Here is a 20,163-nt window from a genome sequence, read left to right on the forward strand (position 1 = left end):
GTGACCCTCTGCACGGAGGAAGCCGCACATGCTCAGCCCAGCAGCCGGGGCCCTCCCGAGGCCGAACCCAGTACTCGCGCGATGATCGGCCGGGACGAGGAGCTGCGCATCCTGCGCAGGCTGCTGGCGGACGCGGCGGACGGACGCGGCGGTGCGCTGTTGATCCACGGCACCGCCGGCGTCGGCAAGTCGGCTCTGCTGGGCACTGTCGGCGCCGAGGGCACCGAGGCCGGTTTCAAGGTGCTGAGCGCGGCCGGTGTGGAGACCGAGCTGTGGATGCCGTTCGCGGCTCTGCAACTGCTGCTGCAACCGGCCGCCGACGGCATCGGGAAGCTGCCGTCCCCGCACCGGACGGCGCTGGTCGACGCGTTCAGCGCCACCCAGACCGAACCCCACATCTTCCGTGTCGCGCTCGCCGTACTCGAACTGCTCGCCGACGAGGCCGACCGGCAGCCACTCCTCTTGCTCGTCGACGATCTGCAGTGGATCGACGCGTCGAGCCGGGACGTCCTCAGGTTCGTGGCCCGGCGCACCCGCGACCTCCCCGTACTGATCATCACCGCCTCTCGGCTCCACGCCCCCGACTCCTACGACCCGAGCGCGCAGCCGGATCTCCCTCTGCAACCGCTCGCCCTGTCGGCCGCCGCCGAACTGCTCGATGCGGGCGCACCAGACCTCTCGGCGCCGATACGGGCCCTCATCCTGGAGCGCGCGGAGGGCAACCCGCTGGCCCTGGTCGAACTGCCCAAGACGGTGCAGGACATGGCCACGCAACTGGACGATCTGCCACTGACCCAGCGGCTGGAGGACGCTTTCGCCGCGCGTACGGACTCGGTGAGCCCGGGGTGCCGCACCCTCCTGCTGGCTCTGGCCGCGGAGCCCAACGCACCACTGAATCGGCTGCTGGACGTGGCGAGCCGGCTGAGGGACACGGCGGTTTCCGTGGACGCGGTGCAGGAGGCGGTCGGGGCCGGACTGGTCGGCATGGTCGGCCGTACCCTCCGGTTCCGGCATCCGCTGATGCGTTCGGCGATCTACACCCGCGCCACGGTTCCCGATCGGCTGGCCACCCACCGCGCCATCGCCGCGGCCATGGCCGATGCCCCCGAGCACCAACTCCTCCACCTGGCCGCCGCGACGCTGGGCCCGAACGAGGAGCTCGCCGCCCAGCTGGAACGTTTCGCCGAAACGGCGCTGGCCCGGGGCAAGCTCGCCTCGGCCGTCCCGGCCCTTCGCCAGGCGGCCGAACTGGTCCAGAACACGCGCCGCAGGACCGAAATCCTGGTCCGGGCAGTCGAGTCGGCCAGCGAGATCAACGACCGGGTCCACACCCAGTTGCTGCTGGGCCGGGCCGACATGAGCGAACTCGGTCCACTGGAGCGGGCCCGCCTCATGGTCGTGTCCGACAAGGCGGCGTTCGAACCCGACGATCCGCACCGCCGGATCGAGGACATGGTGACCACGGCGGCCGGCGCGTTCGACACAGGAAACGTGCGGGTCGCCGAGAACCTGCTGTGGCGAGCCGCCGCCCGGTGCTTCTTCCAGGACGGCGATGTACGGGTGCGCACGCTGGCCGCGGCCGAACTGGACCGCTGGAACCCCGATCCGGACGCCCCCGTCGTCCTGACGGTACGGGCGTACACCGAACCGTACCGGCACGGCGCCGAGGTGATCGCACGGCTCGACGCCCTCCGGCCGGACCACCAGGACGGCCGGATCATGCATTTTCTCGGCAGCGGCGCGATGGTCCTGGGCGACGTCACCCGCGCCGCCCGGTACCTGTCGCTGGCAGCCGCGGTGTGGCGGTCGCAGGGCAGGCTCGGGCTGCTCGCCCGGTCACTGGCCGGCAGTTGGCCGCGGGTGTACCTCGGTCAGCTCGATCGGGCCCGCGAGGAGTCCGGCGAAGGACTCGCCCTGGCCGAGGAGACCGGGGAATGGATCGTCTGGCTGGGGGTGAAGGCAACGGGGAGCCTGGTGGCGGCACTGCGCGGGGAGACCGAGGCCGCGGCGCGGATGCTCGGCGAGCTGCGCGCCCACCGGCTGTTCCCCGGCATGCCGTTCGCCGCCGTGATGGCGCAGCAGGTCGAGGGCCTGCTCGCGCTCTTCGACGGCCGCGCGACCGAGGCATACGAGGTTCTCGCGCGCGCGTTCGATCCGGCCGACCCGCACTACCACTCGGTCAGCCGCTGGCTGCTCGCACCGGACCTGGCGGACGCCGCGGTGGCCGCGGGAACCGTGCGGCAGGCCCGGGAACTCCTGGACGGACTCCCCGAGTTGGCTGTCCGTCTGCCCTCGGAAATGATGATGGTCGCCCAGGCCTACACCGAGGCGGTGCTGGCGCCGGATGACACGGCGGAGGAGCGCTACACCGCGGCGCTGGCGGCGTTGCCCGCCGGCTGGGCCCTTGCGCGGGCCCGGATGCACCTGCACCACGGCCGCCGGCTGCGCAGGCGACGGCGCAACGTCGACGCCCGGAACCCGCTGCGCAGCGCCCGCGACGAGTTCGACCGGATCGGCGCGCGGCCCTGGGCCGAGATGGCTCGCGAGCAACTCCGCGCCGCCGGCGAGTCGAGCGGCCGACGGCATGCGAACACCAGCGACCGGCTGTCGGCCCAGGAGATGCAGATCGCGGTGCTGGCGTCACAGGGGCTGAGCAACCGGGAGATCGGTCAACGCCTGTTCATCTCGCACCGCACTGTCGGAGCCCATCTGTACCGCATCTATCCCCGCCTGGGCATCACCAGCCGCGGCAAGCTCGCCGCCGCGCTCTCCGCACTCCACGACGGACACCCGACGGCCGACTCGCCAGGCGCCGACACCGGCTGACGGCGCGTGCCCGGCTTCAGCCCCTCGGCAGGGGTGCAGCGGCAGTATTCCGGCACCGCGGGCCGCACGGAGAACTCCCACATCGGTGTCTTCCTCGCCTACGCCGCCGGCCGCGGACGCACGCTGATCGACCGGTGGCTCTGCCTGCCCACCTCATACACGGACGACCGGGAACGCTGCCGCCGGGCCGGCACCGGCGAATGCCCGAATTCAAGCGCGACGACCGTGGGACAGCGCCCTGCCCGAACTACGCACCGGTCTCGCCCTGCCCCGTATCGCTGCTGGTCAGGGCGGCTCTCGAAGCTTGGGCCACGGACCGACCACGGCACGACCACGAAGCCGCCCACGGGTTTCCAGGGTGCGATCGGCTGCCCCCGGGTGCGACGTTCGTTGTCAGCAGCCAGCGAGCCGCTGACCCACGGAGCACAGGAGCCGATCGTGGACGCACACCTCGTCGAAGCAAGGCAAGGTCGGGAGACGGCGGGTACGACGGCCACCCCGACGATCGGTGACCTGGACGACGCGACGGCGGTGTTCGTCCGCGCCAGGCCTGGACTGCTCAAGATCGCCAATCGGATCGTCGGGAACGCGAGCGAGGCCGAAGACGTCATCCAGGAGGCATGGCTTCGGTGGCAGGGCACAGATCGTACGGTCGTCTCGAACCCGCCGGCGCTGCTCAGGACGACGACTGTCCGGCTGGCGATCAACGTCGTCCAGTCCGCCTGGAGACGTCGAGAATCCTGCGCCAGTCCCTGGCTTCCGGAACTGCTGGACACCCGTACGACCCCAGAGGCAGCGGCCGAGCGGCAGGACGCCGTCGAGCGAGCGGTTCTCCTGCTGATGGAAGCACTGACGCCGAGGCAACGTGCCGCGTATGTCCTACGGGAGGGCTTCGGCTACCCGCACAGCCGGATTTCCGAGATCCTGTGCCTCAGCGCCGCCAATACGCGGCAGCAGGTTACACGTGCCCACGAGCGTCTCGCTCAGAACCGACGCGGGCAGCCTGTGGATTCGGTCGCGCATCGGCGGCTTGTCCAGGCGTTCTTGGTAGCAGCACAGTCCGGTGACCTTGCGCAGCTGGAACGGGTCCTCTCCGCAGACGCCGACCACCGATCGACCTGCGGGCCGATGTCGCGCGCGGCGAGCGAGTCGTCGTCGCTGGTGTGATGCGCCGGGGAGTCCGGGATCTCGTCGTGCCCCACCTCAGATTCCCGACTGGACGGCGGGATCGACCGGAGCACCGTCAGTGCGAGGGAGCCACCGTCCTCACAGCGTCGGCGCACCGACTGCGCCACCCTGACGCTTGGCGCGGTAGAGGCCCCGGCCGGTCCGCTGGACACGGGAGGCGCCGACCATGCGGTCGAGGGTGCTGCGGATGCCGTTGATGCTTCCGCTGTCGGTGTCACGGCCGAGAGCCGCGGCGACATCACGGGCCCGCACGTCGACGTCGCCGACTTCGGCGAAGTACGCCATGATCTGCTCGGTGAGCTGGCCGTATGCCTTCTGCCCGTGTGTGTCGGAGCCGGCGGCGACAGGACGTGCCGCGCCCTTGCCCCCCTGCGGTTTCCGCCGCCGTGCAGCCGCCTTCGCCGTGGTGTCCGTAGGCTCGGCGGAGGCACTGTCCGTCTGTGGTTCGGCCGACGCAGCGGCTGGGTTGAGCATCAGGACTTCGAGAGCGCTGAGGGCCCGCTGCACCGAGCCGAGATGCGCCACGACCGCGGCCAGTTCCCTTTCCAGCGCCTGCTTCTGGACCTGCAGGCGGGCCAGGTCCTCCTGAAGGCTCTCAGCGGTGATCTCGATGTTGTGCGCTGTGCGGGCTACAGAGACCATGTGTTCCTCTCATCCTCAACCCTCGTGCCGCGCCCCGGCTCACGTGCGGTGACGCTCGGTCTGAACGCGGGAACGGGTTCCCCTTGACATCATATGCAGTGACCCGTTCTGCATGTGGATGCATCAGACGACCAACAGGGCAGGTCTCCGTGGTGCCGGAGGCTGCCTTGATGCGGGAGTCGACGGTGTCAATCACCACTTGAAGCTTCCGCGGCGAGGTCAGCTGCCGTGTTGACCGGCTCCTGCGTTGGTGATCCCCACTGTTCACAACGGGCCAATGCTTAGTGTCATTGCAGGGGAACGGCTCCACCGCCTTGCACACGCGCCCTATTTGCTACCCGTATGGCCTAATTGTCTGTAGGTGATTTGGTCAAGATCGGGCGGTGCGCCCACGAGAACAGTGTGTCTTCCGAGGTCGACTTCTCCGACGGTGGCCCACGACACGTCTCTGCTCCAGTTCTGTCACAGGAGCGGGCCGAGCCCGGTCTATGAAGCAGATGCGATGGGGTCGGACGTGACTTTCAGTGACCAGAGTTGCTGCAGTACCCGAACGAGCCGTGCAGCGCCTTGTGTCCGGCAGCACCACGGCTTTCAAGGGATGGTCCTGGGACCGCTGGTCGGAGCGTCCGCTACCACGCTGAAACTGCGTGGTTGCGCCCCTGGGCAGCCGCGACCGGAGAAACGGATACCCCAAGATCATGCACCTCGAACCGTCCTCTATGACAAGTGACCTTGATGAGGCTGTTTCTGTCTTCGTGCAGCACCGGAGACGTCTCTTCGGAATCGCCTACCGCGTGCTCGGCAGTGCGGTCGAGGCGGAGGACGTGGTCCAGGAAGTGTGGTTGCGCTGGCAGAAGACCGACCGCTCCGCAGTGGCCAGCCCGGTGGCCTTCCTGTCGAGTGCGACGACTCGCTTGGCCATCAACGTCGCACAATCGGCGCGCGTGCGCCGGGAGACCTACATCGGGCCATGGCTGCCCGAGCCCGTCGACACGAGTTCGGACCCGGAGGTGGGCGCGCAGCGCGCAGAAGCCTTGGAAATGGCTCTGCTGCTGGTGTTGGAGAAGCTGAGCCCCACAGAGCGGGCCGCATACGTACTGCGCGAGGCTTTCGACTACACCTATCCCGAGATCGCTGAGATCCTCCGGCTCAGCCTCGTCAATGTGCGGAAGATCGTAAGCCGTGCCCGCAAGCACCTGTCGGACGAGCAGCGCGAGAGCGTGGACACCGCGGAGCACAGACGCCTTCTGAGCGCCTTCGTCTCAGCGGCTCGAACGGGGAATGTGGCTTCGCTGGAGGCCCTTCTCGCCCCCGATGTCGTCAGTCTGTCCGACGGCAACGGTATGCGGGCTTGCGCTCGCATACCGGTGCTGGGCCGTGCCCGCGTGGCCAAACTGGCGGTCTATCGACGATTGTGGCCGGACGTGGACGTCGGGTTGGTCGACGCCAACGGCCGTACGGGTGCGATGATCCACCGAGGCGGCGAGCCCATCGCGTTGCTGCACATCGCCGCCTCCAAGGAGGGCATTCACCAGGTGATGTGGGTGTTCAACCCGAGCAAGATCGCCGCATTCACTGCTTCACGTTCCCGCTTCTCCGCGGCTTTTGTCCCTGCATCGGCTGGTGTGTGACGGCGACGGTGTGAGGGCCCGTGCGGTGAGTAAGCGCCTCACGCCCACAGGCTCTCACAAGTGATCAGGACCGGCCGTCGTCCCGCTGTGACGGGCTCCGGTGGGATCTTTGCCGCCGGAGGTGGGGGGCTGGTTCCAGGGGCGCAGTTTGTCGGGGTTGAGGGTGACCCAGACCTGTGTGATGCGGTGGTCGGCGATGTCGAGGCTGATGACGGCGGCGACCTGGCGGTCGTAGCGGGCGACGAGGCCGGTGCGGCCGTTGACGGAGTGGGTGGTCAGGGTGGTGCGGGGGCGGCCGGCCAGGAGTGTCAGCAGGCTGTGGGCGACGGGCCGGCTGCCGTGGACGGGCCTGGTCAGTGCCCTGACTTTGCCGCCGCCGTCGAAGAACGCGGTGGCGTCGGGGCACAGAGCCGAGGCCAGGAGGCAGGCGTCCTGGGTAAGGCAGGCATGGCGGACGGTGCGGGCGAGCGCGTCGTGTTCTTGCGGTGTCGTGGGGTGTGAGCGCTGCAGCCGGAGGCAGTGGCGGGCCCGGTCGGCGAGTTCGGCGCACTCCGGCTCGGTGCGTCCCACGATGTCGGCGACCGTGTCGGTGCTCATCCCGAAGACGTCATTGAGCACGAACGCCGCCCGCTCGGCCGGCGACAGGGAGTCCAGTGCATCCAGCAGAACCCGGCTCACCGCCTCCGCCAGCGATGCCTGCGCTTCCTCGGCGTCGCCCGCCTCCATGAGGTAGCCCTTCCCCTGGGCGGCCGAACCCCGGTCGGGGAGGGCGAGTCGGCCCAGACAGATCCCGCCTGCGGTCTTCGCGAGCCACGCCCGCGGCGCTGTGATCCGCTGGCGTGCCGCCTCTGACTGCCCGTACCACCGACGGTAGGCCTCATCGACAACACCTTCCGCCTCACCGGGAGTGCCCAGCATCCAGTAGGCGACATCCAGCAGATACCGACGCTCCTCGAACAACTCGGCGACCGGCACCGCGTCACCGTGATCCATACGGCATCCTCCCTCTGCCCCGGCGGGGTGCCACCTTCCATGCCTCTGCTCTCGCATGGGGGCGTGAATAGTCGACGACTAAGCTCTCGCGCACAACACCTCACGTATTTCTCGGCTCAATCCGTTAGACCGTGTCCACGCGGATCCTGTGACATGAGCCCCAGTGATCACGAGGACGAGGGCGCTGCCGTGCTGTGCGGAACGCGGCTGTATGTCACACACGGGCCGGTTGCCCGGTCTCATCTGACAGCCCCCGACGCCCCTTCGCCGGGACGAGAAGGACCATGATCGAATTCCGGGGCCTCCATGCCGAATGACGAACCTCTGGAGGTTCTCCCATGGCTGCTGAGCGAGGAGACCATGTCATGCACTGGCGCGAACGGGCAGCTTGTCTGTACGTAGAAGATCCCGATCTGTTCTTCCCGATAGGACACAGCGGGCCGACGCTTGAACAGATCGAGGAAGCCAAGGCGATCTGCGGCCGTTGCCCCGTCATGGAGCAGTGCCTCAACTGGGCCGTGTGGGTGGAGCAGGTGGAGGGCATCTGGGGCGGCACGACGGAGAGCGAACGTCGTGCGATAAGGCGACTCGAGGCCCGACGGGCGGCCAGGACCAGGGTCAGCACGGTGGCGTGACGGTTCCGGCACCGCGGCTGACCCGTGGCCCGCGACGGAACAGCTTCACAGTCGGCTCTCCGAACCGGCCGGGCCGCAGTCGTAGCCCTCATGGGACCGATGCCGTCCCCTCCCGGGCCTTGCACGGGGATCCTGAGACCGCCCCGTGTCAGGGCTGCCGGGCAGCGTCACGCCCCGCCACGACGAGGATCGCGGCAGTCAGGAGCGTTGCGATGATTCCAGTGCAGAGCACGGGCACGGCCGTGTAGGTGGCGGCCAGGACGGCGACGACCGCGGCCAGGTGGACGATGTCGGTCGGGGCGGATGTCCGCGAGGGGTGCCGGTGCAGGAGCCGGACCAGCGCGATGAAGACGGCCACGGGGACCGTGTACGTGGCTGCGGCCTGCTGGTCGGTGAGGGCTCCGTGACCGGCGGCACGACCGACGTTGACGGCGAGACCGGCGCCGGTGGCGGCGGCGGAGGCGAACAGGGCGTAGTGGCCGTAGCCCCACAGCATCGCGGTGGTGAAGGCGGCGAGTCGGCGTGGCGCGTTCTGATTGAAGTACAGCCACCACAACGAGAAGACCGTGAGCAGGCCGCCCATCGAGAGGAGGACGACCGCGCCGGCGTTGACGTCGGCGTGCCATGCGGTTCGCACGGCACCGGAGGCAGCGGTGACGGACTCACCGAGCACGATGAGCGTGAACAGACCATAGCGTTCGGCAATGTGATGGGGATGCCATGTGGTGTTGGCCGTGTGCTCGGCCCAGACAGGGATGGCGAGTTCAGCCGCGGCGAGAACCACGAACGAGCCGACGCCACCGTCGCCCTGCAGGGCGAAACGGGCCACCCAGCCGATCTCGACAACGAGAATGCCGAAGGCGTAACGCAGGCAGCAGCGCCGGCGCTCGGGATCCGAATGCGCCGCGCGCAGCCATTGACTTGCCATGGCCAGCCGCATGACGACATAGCCCCAGGTGATCACGGTGAAGTCGTCATGCTCGAGTGCCTGCGCGACGCCGCCTGCCATGACGAGGGCGCCCGCGATCTGAACGAGCGTGAGAAACCGGTACGGGACATCGTCGGTGTCATAGGCCGAGGCGAACCATGTGAAGTTCATCCAGGCCCACCAGATCGCGAAGAACACGAGCGCATAGCCGAGGACGCCGTGGCCTGTCCTGCCCGCGGAGAGCTCGTGTTCGAATGCGGAGGCGAGCTGGGCGACGGCCGTGACGAAGCAGAGATCGAAGAACAGCTCCAGTGCGGTGGCGGTTCGGTGCTCCTCGTCGGAAAGACGAGCGAGCATCGGCCGGAACCAGGCAACTCCGACGTACGGTGACTGACTCATGGGGGCAGGTTCCTGCGGTGCGGCGGAGAGAGAACGCGGCGCGGGCCGTGCCGCGGACCGGTGCTTCAGCAACGGCTGGTTCACAACATCCGGCCCGAGAGAGGCTACACCTGCACGACACACTGACACGATGCGTTCCACCACCGAACGCTACTGAAACAGTGTGACGAGGATGCGCGTCACGCTGATGCCTTCTCCCGGCGAGAGGTGTCACAACCGAGCGTCGTGCACGGTCATATGGGTGGAAGCGGTCCATGAGCCTGCGGCGGCGACGGTCGACCTGCCGTTCCCGCGCCGCTCGGTCCGGATGTGGCGCACATCGCCCAGGACGTGCTGTGAACGGCGCGGGCGGGGCCGTCCGGGACGGGCCCCGTGAACGATTCATGAATGGTGGTAGGGGATGGGCGACGGGAGCCAGGGAAACGAAGTGCGGCGAGTGACCAAGGGTGAAAGGGTTGCCGAATGGGCCGGTGGACGCCTGGGCGTGAACAATCCGCTCAGGGCGAAATCGCGAAGAGCCTTTCCGGACCATTGGTCGTTCATGCTGGGAGAGATCTGCCTCTACAGCTTCATCATCATCGTCGTTACGGGTGTGTATCTGACGTTCTACTTCCACCCGTCCATGAAGGAAGTGGAGTATCAGGGCAGCTACGCGCCGCTGCAGGGGCAGCTGGTGTCGGAGGCGTTCAATTCGACCATGCACATATCCTTCGATGTCCGTGGCGGCCTGTTGATCCGGCAGGCCCACCACTGGGCAGCGCTGGTCTTTGTCGCCGCCATGCTCGTCCACATGATGCGCGTGTTTTTCACAGGCGCCTTCCGTAAGCCGCGCGAGCTCAACTGGGTGTTCGGTTTCCTGCTGCTGGTCCTCGGAATGTTCGGAGGGCTGACGGGATACGATCTTCCGGACGACCTCCTGTCCGGAACCGGACTCGCGGTCGTGAACGGAACGATCCTCTCCGTCCCGATCGTCGGAACCTACCTCTCCATGTTCCTCTTCGGAGGTGAGTTCCCTGGAAATGATCTAGTGGCACGCTTCAATACCATCCACGTTCTGCTCATCCCCGCCCTGGTGGTAGGACTGCTTGTCGTCCATCTCCTCCTGGTTCTTCGTCACAAACACACGCAATATCCAGGTCCGGGGCGGAGCAACAAGAATGTTGTGGGTCTGCCGCCCAAGGTACGCGCCGTAAAGTCCGCAGGGTTCTTCTTCTTTGTCGCCGGTGTCATCTTCGTCATCGCTTCGGTCGCACAGATCAACCCTGTTTGGGTGTACGGCCCCTACCGTGCCGACCAGGTTTCCGCCGGCTCGCAGCCCGACTGGTACATGGGCATAGCCGACGGGCTGCTGCGGGTCATGCCCGGCTGGGAGATCGACTTCTGGGGCCACACCCTGGCTCTGGACAACCTGATCCCGCTCGCGGCCGGCGTCGGTCTCTTCCTTGCCATGGGCGCGTACCCGTTCATCGAGTCCTGGGTGACCGATGACGACCGCGAGCAGCACCTCCTCGACCGACCGCGCAACCAACCGGTGCGAACGGCATTTGGTGTCGCATGGATCAGTTTCTATCTGGTGGCCCTGATCGGCGCCGCGAACGACATCATCGCCATCCGCTTCCACGTCTCGGTCGAATCAGTGACGTGGGCGGTTCGCGTCGGCCTCTTCGCCGTGCCCGTCACCGCTTATGCCGTAACGAAGCGGTGCGCACTCGGCCTCCAGCGCCAAGACCGCGACAAAGTGCTGCACGGCCGCGAGACCGGCATCATCAAGCGTTTGCCGCACGGCGAGTTCGTCGAGGTGCACGAGCCGCTCAGCCAAGAACAACTGCACGTTCTCACACAACACGAGCAATACAAGCCGATCGGTCCCGGCCCTGCGGGTGACGGAGGAGGCCCGGATACGGGATCCCGCCTTGCGCAGCTCCTGCGTGCCAGGCTCAGCCGGAGCCTCTACGGCGAAGGCGCGCAGATAACCAAGCCGACCGCGCAGGAGTACAAGGAGATCACCAGCGAACACCGACACTGACACCCCTGCACACGGGTCGCAGAAGCTCCTCGGCGCCTTTCGTGGTAGGGCTTGGACGTGTCCCGCCTGGCCGTGGCCGGCGACTCCGTCGGCACCACCACGGCCGCGCCGCCGACTCTCATGGCCAAGCAGCGCGGTGACGTGACCTTCGTGCACCAGTCGCCGATGCTCAACCCGCTCCGGAGCACGCAGGCCGCAACGGCCGCGGTGCAGCAGGCCATCCACTCCCTGAGCACCGCCCTGCACGGCGACCGACGGCGGCGGTCATGGGGAGGGCCTTCGCCGGAACGGATTCAGAGACACCGGCTCAGACGGTAGTGGCCGAGGGGATCCCGAAGGATCCGCTGGACCTCGACCTGATCGGCCTCGGCCCGGCCCCCGCCCCGGGCCACCCCATCCGGGTCGTTGCCGGCCCGCTGGACGGCCATGCGCACCGCGTGGATCGTGTCGAACGCCCCATCCACAACGTAGTACAGCCACAGGCGCTGGGAGTTGGCGGTGTGGAACTGCAGACCGACCAGCCACTTGCCCTGATTCACGAGGCGGGAGCCAGCGGGGACCCGCTCACCGCCTGCAGGGTCACGCCGGCTGCAATCGGAGGCGCCGGGCCCCGGAACCGTCTGGGCAGTGGGTGTGCCGACCGTGGATGCGCCCTGTGCGAGGTACCTGTCCGTCTGGAGCAACATGCTGTTCTCATCTCCGTTCCGACTCGGGCGATCACGTCGGAAGAGCGGCGTACCGTCCAGATGGGCAAGGGGTGAGGCGATTTGCCCTACCACATACTTGACTGGATGGAACGCTGCTTTGTGACATCGGAAACCACCCTTCTACACCTTTTTGAGTCTTTTTACCGGGCTTTACTGGGCGTGCAAAGGCGCCTTTGACAGCGGCCCGCCGGTCGACATCCGCCGGCGGTGCACCGACTCGAGCCGGGCATCGACTTCGATGCCCGGCTCGTGATGGGCCGAGTGCAGCCGGCGCCGCGCCCACTCAGCGACCGGTGACCGGAATCCGTCACCGTGATCGGCTGCGCCGAGTGCGGTCGCTCAAACGTCGGGACACCGGCCCAGGGCGGCGGAGATGGCGCTTATCCGCTCGTCGACGTTCACGAGTTCCTGGCGAAGCTCGTTGACACGGGTCTGCAGCTCGCCGGCTTCAGCGGCCAGCGACATGACTGTGGCCGCTATGTCGACGCGGTTCTCAGTGGCTTGGGTCATCGTGTGTCCTTCTGCGGGGGAATCCCAGGTGCGTCCGGTGATGAGAACTGCTGGAGCATGCGACGCAGGGGGAGCCCGGCGGCTGATGCGCCGACAGGCAGCTCTCCTTGCCGACCGTGAGGACGTCGATCCCGGCTTCAGTCAGTTCGATTGTGGAAAGACGTTGTTCGGTGATAGCCACGCTCTGCTCCGATTGCCTGGGGTGTCACTCACTACGACCAGGCCCTCCCCGGATCTGTGACACCTTTTCGCTGGCGCCGTCGTGAACTCGTCCGAAGACGCCGCTCACTGACCGGCGTCACGGCAGGATGCGGTCCAGGGGGATGTCCGGGTCGGCCGAGGAGCACGTCGTCGATGTCCGCCCCGGAGGTGATGAGGGAGGGACCGGATCGGGCCGGCAACAGGACGCTCTACATCAACCCCTCCGAGTGCGTGGACTGCCGTGCCTGCGAGCCGGTCTGCCCGGTCGAGGCCATCTTCTACGAGGAGGACGTGACGCCCCTGCGCGGGGGCGGCGGGGGACTGTGCCGGGCCGGGTCATTCCGGCACAGCCCGGCTGTGGGACGCGCGGGGCCTCGCCGCCACAGTGGGCACGGTGACGACCGTGGCCTCGTTGGTCAGGAGACGGTGCACAGGACAGCGCCCGGCAACTGCCAGCAGTTGCCTGATGTGGGCAGGTTCCAGATCGCCGGTCAACCGGATGTTCTTGACGATCTGTCCTTGTGGATCGAACCGCACCGCCACGTCGACTTGGTCGAGCTGCCAACCGTGCCTGTCCGCGAACGCCCGGACGGTCATGGAGGTACACGCCCCGAGCGCGGCCAGAAGCAGTTCTCCGGGGGTCGGCCCCGTATCGGTGCCGATGGGCTGGGGTTCGTCCGCGGTCAGCGTATGAGGGCCGACCGCAAGGGAACGGGCGAGGCGCGGGCCTTCACCTACGGACACGATGCGTGCGTTCATCAGTCTTCCTCTCGGGCGAGGCGGACCGCCGTGCGGCTGGTGATCACCCAGCGGGGCGGAGTTGCGTCGGGACGCTGTGGCTCGTCCCTTCACTGCTAGGACAGGAAGGCTCACGCTCGTGTGACACGTTTTCCACGACAGGAGTCGTCGTGTGCCGGCATGCGGCACACGAAGGCTACTGAAACAGGCTGGAACGGCACACGGCTGAGCAGGCAGCCGGGCCGGAGGTCAGGAAGCCAGCGTGATGGTTGTCGGCGTTCCCTGCCAGGCCATCCTCGCGTAAGGGCACAGCGAATCGGCCTTGCTCAGGAGCGGGGCGGCGATCTCAGGATCGATGCCGGGCCACTTGACCACCAGGTCGACGCGCAACAAGTAGCCGCCGTCTCCCGGGTCGCGCCCGAAGGCCACGGTTGCCTCCACAAAGATCGCGGCGGCGTCGAGCGCGGCCTGTCGTGCCACCAGGCTCAGCGCCCCGTGGAAGCAGGCGGCAAAGCCGGCGGCGAACAGCTGCTCGGGATTCGTCCCCTGGCCGTCTCCCCCCAGTTCGGCGGGCATGCGCAGGTCGAGATCCAGGACTCCGTCGGCCGAGCGTGCTCTTCCCGAGGCTCGCCCGTGACTCGCTGTCCCACCGCTCACGGTCACCGTCGTGGTGTAGAGGGGGGCGAAGAACTCCCCGTCGAAGTCCTTGTCGGTGGACAGGTTGGGCAGCCGGATCTGCTCGGTCACCGCATGGCTCCCTCAGCGCCGCCGTACACGGTCGGGCGCGAAGCCGGCATCGATGCGGGAAGTCCGCTGTCTGCCGGCGTCGGCATGTCACACCGACACGCCACGCGAGACGCCCAGCCATGGGCAGAACCCATCGAACCAACTAGGTCACATGCCATGTCTTGTCCACCTTCATGTCGTCGGCGACGCCCCGGGTTCCGGTACAGCCAGTTGACCGGCAAGTCACTCCCGATGTGACACCGCAAGAGCTCGGGAGTCCCGGCGTAGCCGTTTTCCATCTGGGCCGGAACGTCGTGAGCTGATCGCCCAGTCGCGACTGTCTCCCGGGCGCCCGTCATCGCCGCCTGAGCCGCACCGCCAGCACGGAGGCATCGGCCCGCTCGGGCAGCGGGGCAAACCCACACTTCTCCAGCTCCCCGATCACCTTCGTACGGGAAGCCGGCCACATCCAGAACGTTTCGTTGTGCTCTCGCAGCACCACGCCCTCACCCCGTACCCAGTAGTCGAAGCGTGTCCGAATCCGGTTCACGTCGGCCGACGCCACCATGCGTCCCCCGTACTCGTGCCGGCCGACCCTCTGGGTCGGGAGGACATGTGTGGTCTCGTGATGCGGGAGGCGGGCAGGCGGCAGCTGGATGAGCAGCACGCCTCCCGGCACGAGCGCCTCGGCGACGGCCGGCCACAGGGCCTGCCGCGAAGCCGGGTGAAGACAGGCGATCGTGTTATGGCATATCGCTACATCGGCCACCTCGTGCAGGCCGGCCTCGCCGAGCGTGTGGGGGTAGACCGTGACCCGCATTCTCAGGTCGGCGGGCAGGGATGCGAGACGCGTCATCAGAGGGGAACGCATGGAACGCGTGGGCTCGACGGCGTGCACGGAGACCTGCGACTCCATGAGGCTCATCAGCGTGGCACGTCCCGTTCCGGCGCCCACATCCAGTACGCCGACACGGGCTTTCCTGACATCGCCCCGGTACAGCCGGCGTACGCGCGCCCCGTCCTGCTCGGCCTGCAGGACGTCGTAGAACTCGGCACTGATCGCGTAGGCGTCCTGCTGCCCCCGGCCGATGGGGTCAACGGACACATCTGATAGGGAAGGGTGCATATACAGCAAGACAGGCCATGCGACTCATCTGTGACAGCGGGGCCCAGGCAGGCACACCTTTACCGCCGTGACCGTCGTGATGACTTGCGGGTGTCACATCCTCGGCCCCGGTCCGGTCTACCTAACAACAGGTGTGGCTTCGAAGCTCGTGAGGGTCTTGCCGAAGGAAGCCTTGATGCCCATGCGGAGGGTCGTGTCTTCGTGGACGAGTTGCTGCGCAGCGTCACCGACGAGCGGATCTTCGCCGTGGGCGACTGCCCGGGGGCCGCAGGCCCGAGCCGTACTCCCTGCGTACGTGGCACGGCGCGTCAGCCTCGAAGTACGGCTCCCGCAAGGCCATCGGTGCCTGAACGCCGCAGTGCTGCCTGACGGATGCACGGACTTCCCCGGCCGCGGACTAGGCCGACGTCGCCTCGCCTTCGAGCTGCGTGGTGTGGATCTCCTTGCGGGAGGAGATGCCGAGCTTCGAGAACACCTTGCGAAGGTGCCATTCGACGGTGTGGGGGCTGAGGAACAACTGGGCGCCGATCTCGGGGTTCGTGAGCCCTTCGGCGGCGAGACGAGCGATCTGCGCTTCCTGTTGTGTGAGGGCCGTGGGCGTCGCGACGGTATGTCTGCGGACCTTCGCTCCCGTGGCCTGCAGCTCGCTTCGCGCGCGTTCGGCGAACGCCTCGGCCCCCATCTGGCTGAACATCTCGTGTGCGAGGCCCAGCTGGGCACGGGCGTCGACTCGGCGGGTCTCGCGGCGCAGCCATTCGCCGTACGAGAGGTGTGCGCGGGCGAGTTCCACGCGGATGCGGGTGCGGCCGAGCCGCTCGATCGCCTCGCGGTAGAGATGCTCCGCGGCGTCGCCCTCGCTCAGGAGCGCCCGCGAGCGCGCTTCCACGCCCAGTGCCCAGTCTGTGCCACTGGCTTGTGTCGTCTCCGAGAGCTGCTCGAGCGCGTCGGCTGCCAGCTCGGGGGAACCGCTCCGTGCGGCCGCCTCGACCAGCTCGGCCAAGCCCCATTGCGGCGAGGCGAACTCCCACTGATGGGCGGCTGCCTGTTGGGCCGCAGCCAGTGCTTCCGTGTATTGGCCGAGGCCGTTGCAGAGCACCGCGTGGTACAGGTGCGTGACGGTGACGGCGGCCCCCTGGCCGCGCGGCACGGCCTCGGTCATGATCGAGTCGATCAGCGTGCGGGCCTCGTGTTCGCGACCACGCCAGGCAGCCAGGCCGAGCGGCATGACCCGCGCCGGGGTACTCCCAGTCGCCGCACACACCGTTCCCACCTCCTCGATCAGCGACGCGGCCGCCGTGAGCTCCCCGGCGAGGAGGTGCATGTGTGCGCGGGATTCGAGCACATCGGGGAGGGTGCTGAGCGCGCCGGCCTCGCGGGTGATCGTCACGTGACGGGTCGCGACCACGTGCCACCGCTCGTCGTCCCACAGATCCGAAGCAAGAACCGATGCGAGCCAGAGCCAGCGCAGCGCCTCCTGAACGGGTATCTCCTCGTCGCAGAACGCTTCGAGGACTTGCTCCATCATCGGCGCGGCAGCCGAGTATCCGTCGGTGAGACGCACGGCAAGGGCATCCAGCAGCATGTCGGGCATCCGCGGCAGCTGCGGCGGCGGCGCGCCGCGGGCAGCCTTGCCCACCTCCCGCAGGCCTGGGCCCCGCGCCAGGCGGCCGGAGAATATCGCCGCCGCGATGGCGTCCAAGTAGGTCTCACGGGCGAGTGCGACGTCGAGGCGGCCGAACCGGCGAGCGGCGGCGAGCAGCAGCGCAGAAGCCTCACTGCCGCGGTTCTGGGCGAACGCGATCTGGGCATGCAGCACATCGATCCGCGCGCGCCCGAGCTCATCGAGGGGTCCGGCCTCCGCTGTGGCAAGGAGAGCAGCCGCCGGCTCGAACGCCCCGGCGTGGAGCTTGGCCTGTGCAGCACCCACGGCGCGATGCGCACGTCGGGCAGGATCTTGCGTCAGCGTGGCCGCGCGCTGGAGGAACGCGGCCGCCGCCGCGATGCCGCCGCGCGCCTGAGCCCGGCCCGCGGAGCGCTCCAACTCGGCAGCCACCGTCTCGTCGGGTCCCGAGGCCGCGCCGGCCAGATGCCAGGCCCGACGATCGGGATCGAGCTGAGCGTCGGTAGCGTCGGCCAGTGCCTTGTGCACCGCTCGACGGTCGCTCGGGCCCGCCGCGCGATAGGCCGCCGAGCGCACCAGCGGGTGCCGGAACCGTACCCGGGTGCCGAGTGTGATCAGCTCCGCTGCGTCGGCGTGCGACGCAGCTGCGTCGGCGTCGATACCCAGCCGTTCGGCCGCACGCCGCAACAACGTCACGTCGCCGACCGGCTCGGCGGCCGCGGTGCACAGCAGACGTTGTGTCTCGGCCGGAAGCGACTGAACGCGGCGGAGGAATCCCTGCTCGATCTGGCTCGACAACGGTGACGCGTCCGGACGCCCGAAGCCGCCGGCCAGCTCCGCTGCGGTCAACCCGCGAGGCAGCTCGAGCAGGGCCAGCGGGTTGCCGCGTGACTCGGCGACGATGCGGTCGCGCACCCGCTGGTCGAGCGGCCCGGTGACGACCGAGTCGAGGAGTGTTCGGGAGTCGCTCTCGGTCAGCCCCGTGACGGACAGCTCGGGGAGGCTGCCAAGGGCCTGGCCGGCGCTGGGCTCGCGGAGGGCGAAGACGAGCACGACCGATTCCGCCAGCAGTCGGCGGGCGACGAACTCCAAGGTCAGCGCCGATGCGCGATCGAGCCACTGGGCGTCGTCGATGAGGCAGACCAGCGGCTCGTTCCCTCCGGCGTCCGCCAGGAGGCTCAGAGTGGCCAGGCCCACGAGGAACCGGTCGGGCGCATGGCCGGCGCGCAGCCCGAACGCTGTGCCGAGTGCGTCGCGTTGAGGCTCGGGCAAATGGTCAAGGCCGACCAGCAGAGGAGCGCAGAGCTGGTGCAGGCCGGCGTAGGAGAGCTCCATCTCGGACTGGACGCCGGCAACCCTGACCGTGCGGCATCCAGCACGATCGAGGAGGTATCTCAACAGCGCGGTCTTCCCGACCCCTGCCTCACCGCGCAGAACCAGGACCCCACTACGCCCAGCCCTGACACCTGCCAAGAGGTCATCGAGAGCCCGGCATTCGTTATGCCTGCCGAGGAGTCCGGCTCTTGAAGCACTCCTCGCCATGGCAGCTCCCATATCAACGCACTCCGGCCGGTATGGTAGTACGTTTCACGATCGCTGCGCCTGCGGTGGTTGTGTGAGCAAGATGAGTTCCGGCACAACCAGTGTGGCGCGTGCTACTCCCCGTGATGGCCGCCTGATCCGGATTTCGAAGGCACGGCGGCCGGTTGGAGCCGCTGCCCGACCGGGAGCCGGAGAGACTCGCCACCCGGCTCGCCCAGCACCCGCAGATCAAGGTGGTCTGCCGTGACCGGGCCCCCTTCCATGCCCAGGGAGCCTCGCTCCGGAAGCCCTCGTCGGGCGCATCCGCTCCTTTGCCCGGATGCTCACTCAGCGCGAAGGCAGGCAGATCACTGCTTCGGGTCGGACGACGGCTCGGACGGCGGCTCGGACGGAGGGTCGGACGGAGGGTCGGACGGCGGGTCGCCCCCGACAGCGCCGCCTTCACCTAGGGGAGGCGCTCCTCACCCCGCGGCCGCGCCCGGTCAGAGCTCAAGGCGTCGCGGCGCAGCTCCGTCCAGGACGTCACCGACCAGACGTCGGCGTGGACTCCCCACGGGGACAGCAGAAGCTCCTGGGCCCTCAGCGGCCAGTGGATGGCCGTGCCGGAGTCCAGCAGCTGTATCTGCGGTCCGGCGCCATGGGGTGCTGCCTACCGGAACGGGTACACGCGCCCTCCAGGAACGCGCGGTGATGCCGGTTTCCATGGCGAGACGACCCGGATAGGGGGCCGGGACGGCGCCGGGATCGTGCTGATGCAGTCCGAGGACACAAGCCCGGGCAGGCCCGCTCCGGACATGGCCGCGTACGCGTGCACGCTCCGCAGCAGGTACACGGCGCGGTCTGGCCCGGCATGCCTGATGACGGCGTCGTGTGATGCATGCCATTGCCTCGTTCCCTCGGCGTCGGGGCCGGGCAGCTGGCCGGCGGCCGTCCGGACGAGATGTGCGCGGGAGGCAGCGCCGTGTCCGCGCGTCAGCGCTGCGCGAGCCATGCGCTGAAGGTCGTGTGACCGATGTGGGTGCCCGGTCCGGGCAGAAGCGCGCGCTTCCCCACTTCGGCGGCGAGGAGCCTGGCGCGCGCATCGGTGACGACACTTCTGGCGTCGCCCTTTGCGGCTAGGAGCTTCGCCGTGAGGTCGTCGAGGCGGTACTCCTCGGGGCCGGCCACCTCGAGCGTGCCCAACAGAGGCAGTCCCACAGCGACATGCGCGACGGCGGCGGCGACGTCGTCCGTTGCCACGGGACGGATCAGCGCAGGCGCGACGTGGACCCCGTCCGGGCGTGTGTCCGCCAGAGCCATGGCCTCGAGGGACTCGAAGGAGAGCGCGGCACGCACGATCGAATGAGGGATCGAAGACCGCCCTGCCTGGTACTCCTGCAACTCTTTCGCAAGGAAGTAACCCGACCGCAGCCGCCCGGCTCCCGCCACCGACAGGACCACGTGATGCTCGACGCCGGCCGAGGCCGCCGCGGCCAGGAGGTTGGCCGTCGCGATGCGGAAGAACCGCAGACCGGCTTCCTCGGTGCGGGTGGGCGCGTCGGTGACGTCCACCACCACCTCGGCACCGCGCAAGGCCTCGCCGAGACCGCTCCCCGTGATCACGTCGACACCATGGCGGCGTGAGACGGGCACGACTTCCACACCATGGTCACGGAGTCTGGCAACCGTCCTGGAGCCGATCAGCCCCGTGGCCCCTGCGACAACGACTCTCATCCCGGTTCCTC

The 20,163-nt window shown here is 68.3% G+C and carries 15 protein-coding genes and 4 pseudogenes; 8 read left to right on the top strand and 11 right to left on the bottom strand.

Features of this window, described 5'->3' with window-relative positions; all coding sequences use genetic code 11:
• The 3 genes and pseudogenes from OG562_RS38515 (at position 1) to OG562_RS38525 (ending at position 3,993) form a co-directional block, all read left to right on the top strand.
• On the top strand, positions 1-2,826 hold the full coding sequence (locus OG562_RS38515) for an AAA family ATPase (protein ID WP_266406271.1): 2,826 nt from the start codon (positions 1-3) through the stop codon (positions 2,824-2,826).
• 18 nt (positions 2,827-2,844) lie between these two features.
• Positions 2,845-3,018, top strand: a pseudogene (locus OG562_RS38520) (transposase); the annotation flags it as partial.
• 246 nt (positions 3,019-3,264) lie between these two features.
• Complete coding sequence (locus OG562_RS38525; protein WP_266409755.1) at positions 3,265-3,993, top strand: sigma-70 family RNA polymerase sigma factor; 729 nt, start codon at positions 3,265-3,267, stop codon at positions 3,991-3,993.
• A 99-nt stretch (positions 3,994-4,092) separates the two neighbouring features.
• Here the strand turns inward: OG562_RS38525 and OG562_RS38530 are convergent, their stop codons facing one another.
• Positions 4,093-4,656, bottom strand: a complete 564-nt coding sequence (locus OG562_RS38530; RefSeq protein ID WP_266406273.1) for a hypothetical protein — start codon at positions 4,654-4,656, stop codon at positions 4,093-4,095.
• A gap of 698 nt (positions 4,657-5,354) precedes the next feature.
• Here OG562_RS38530 and OG562_RS38535 point away from each other — a divergent pair.
• The gene (locus OG562_RS38535) at positions 5,355-6,287 is read left to right on the top strand and encodes an RNA polymerase sigma-70 factor (protein ID WP_266406274.1); all 933 of its coding nucleotides are present in this window, start codon (positions 5,355-5,357) and stop codon (positions 6,285-6,287) included.
• A gap of 54 nt (positions 6,288-6,341) precedes the next feature.
• Here OG562_RS38535 and OG562_RS38540 read toward each other — a convergent pair whose 3' ends face one another.
• On the bottom strand, positions 6,342-7,280 hold the full coding sequence (locus OG562_RS38540; protein WP_266406276.1) for a sigma factor-like helix-turn-helix DNA-binding protein: 939 nt from the start codon (positions 7,278-7,280) through the stop codon (positions 6,342-6,344).
• A gap of 365 nt (positions 7,281-7,645) precedes the next feature.
• Here OG562_RS38540 and OG562_RS38545 point away from each other — a divergent pair, with 365 nt between their 5' ends.
• A complete protein-coding gene (locus tag OG562_RS38545) occupies positions 7,646-7,915 on the top strand; it encodes a WhiB family transcriptional regulator (protein WP_266406278.1) in 270 nt (89 codons plus the stop codon).
• A gap of 148 nt (positions 7,916-8,063) precedes the next feature.
• Here OG562_RS38545 and OG562_RS38550 read toward each other — a convergent pair whose 3' ends face one another.
• Entirely contained in the window at positions 8,064-9,200 is a 1,137-nt protein-coding gene (locus tag OG562_RS38550; protein WP_266409757.1) for a low temperature requirement protein A, read from the bottom strand.
• A gap of 442 nt (positions 9,201-9,642) precedes the next feature.
• Between OG562_RS38550 and OG562_RS38555 the strand changes: the two genes are divergently transcribed.
• Complete coding sequence (locus OG562_RS38555) at positions 9,643-11,268, top strand: cytochrome bc complex cytochrome b subunit (RefSeq protein WP_266406279.1); 1,626 nt, start codon at positions 9,643-9,645, stop codon at positions 11,266-11,268.
• 48 nt (positions 11,269-11,316) lie between these two features.
• Positions 11,317-11,430, top strand: a pseudogene (locus tag OG562_RS38560) (esterase); the annotation flags it as partial.
• Positions 11,431-11,561: 131 nt separating this feature from the next.
• Here OG562_RS38560 and OG562_RS38565 read toward each other — a convergent pair.
• Together OG562_RS38565 and OG562_RS38570 are read right to left on the bottom strand one after the other, a co-directional pair.
• On the bottom strand, positions 11,562-11,807 hold the full coding sequence (locus tag OG562_RS38565) for a hypothetical protein (RefSeq protein ID WP_266406280.1): 246 nt from the start codon (positions 11,805-11,807) through the stop codon (positions 11,562-11,564).
• A 507-nt stretch (positions 11,808-12,314) separates the two neighbouring features.
• A complete protein-coding gene (locus OG562_RS38570; protein WP_266406281.1) occupies positions 12,315-12,485 on the bottom strand; it encodes a hypothetical protein in 171 nt (56 codons plus the stop codon).
• A 354-nt stretch (positions 12,486-12,839) separates the two neighbouring features.
• Between OG562_RS38570 and OG562_RS38575 the strand changes: the two are divergent.
• Positions 12,840-12,986: pseudogene (locus OG562_RS38575) on the top strand (ferredoxin family protein); the annotation flags it as partial.
• 36 nt (positions 12,987-13,022) lie between these two features.
• On the opposite strand, the gene OG562_RS38580 reads toward OG562_RS38575, so the two are convergent.
• From OG562_RS38580 to OG562_RS38605, 6 genes and pseudogenes are all read right to left on the bottom strand, one after another.
• Positions 13,023-13,445, bottom strand: a complete 423-nt coding sequence (locus OG562_RS38580; protein WP_266406283.1) for an OsmC family protein — start codon at positions 13,443-13,445, stop codon at positions 13,023-13,025.
• Positions 13,446-13,673: 228 nt separating this feature from the next.
• Entirely contained in the window at positions 13,674-14,087 is a 414-nt protein-coding gene (locus OG562_RS38585; RefSeq protein ID WP_266409759.1) for an Ohr family peroxiredoxin, read from the bottom strand.
• Positions 14,088-14,505: 418 nt separating this feature from the next.
• Entirely contained in the window at positions 14,506-15,255 is a 750-nt protein-coding gene (locus tag OG562_RS38590) for a bifunctional 2-polyprenyl-6-hydroxyphenol methylase/3-demethylubiquinol 3-O-methyltransferase UbiG (protein ID WP_266406286.1), read from the bottom strand.
• Between the two features lie 418 nt (positions 15,256-15,673).
• The gene (locus tag OG562_RS38595; protein WP_323187603.1) at positions 15,674-18,451 is read right to left on the bottom strand and encodes an AAA family ATPase; all 2,778 of its coding nucleotides are present in this window, start codon (positions 18,449-18,451) and stop codon (positions 15,674-15,676) included.
• A 436-nt stretch (positions 18,452-18,887) separates the two neighbouring features.
• Positions 18,888-19,067: pseudogene (locus OG562_RS38600) on the bottom strand (hypothetical protein); the annotation flags it as partial.
• Between the two features lie 344 nt (positions 19,068-19,411).
• Positions 19,412-20,152 carry an SDR family oxidoreductase gene (locus OG562_RS38605; protein ID WP_266406292.1) on the bottom strand — a complete coding sequence of 247 codons (741 nt, stop codon included), beginning with the start codon at positions 20,150-20,152 and terminating at the stop codon, positions 19,412-19,414.
• Between the last annotated feature and the right edge of the window lie 11 nt (positions 20,153-20,163).

This window comes from Streptomyces sp. NBC_01275, from assembly GCF_026340655.1.
GTDB lineage: Bacteria > Actinomycetota > Actinomycetes > Streptomycetales > Streptomycetaceae > Streptomyces.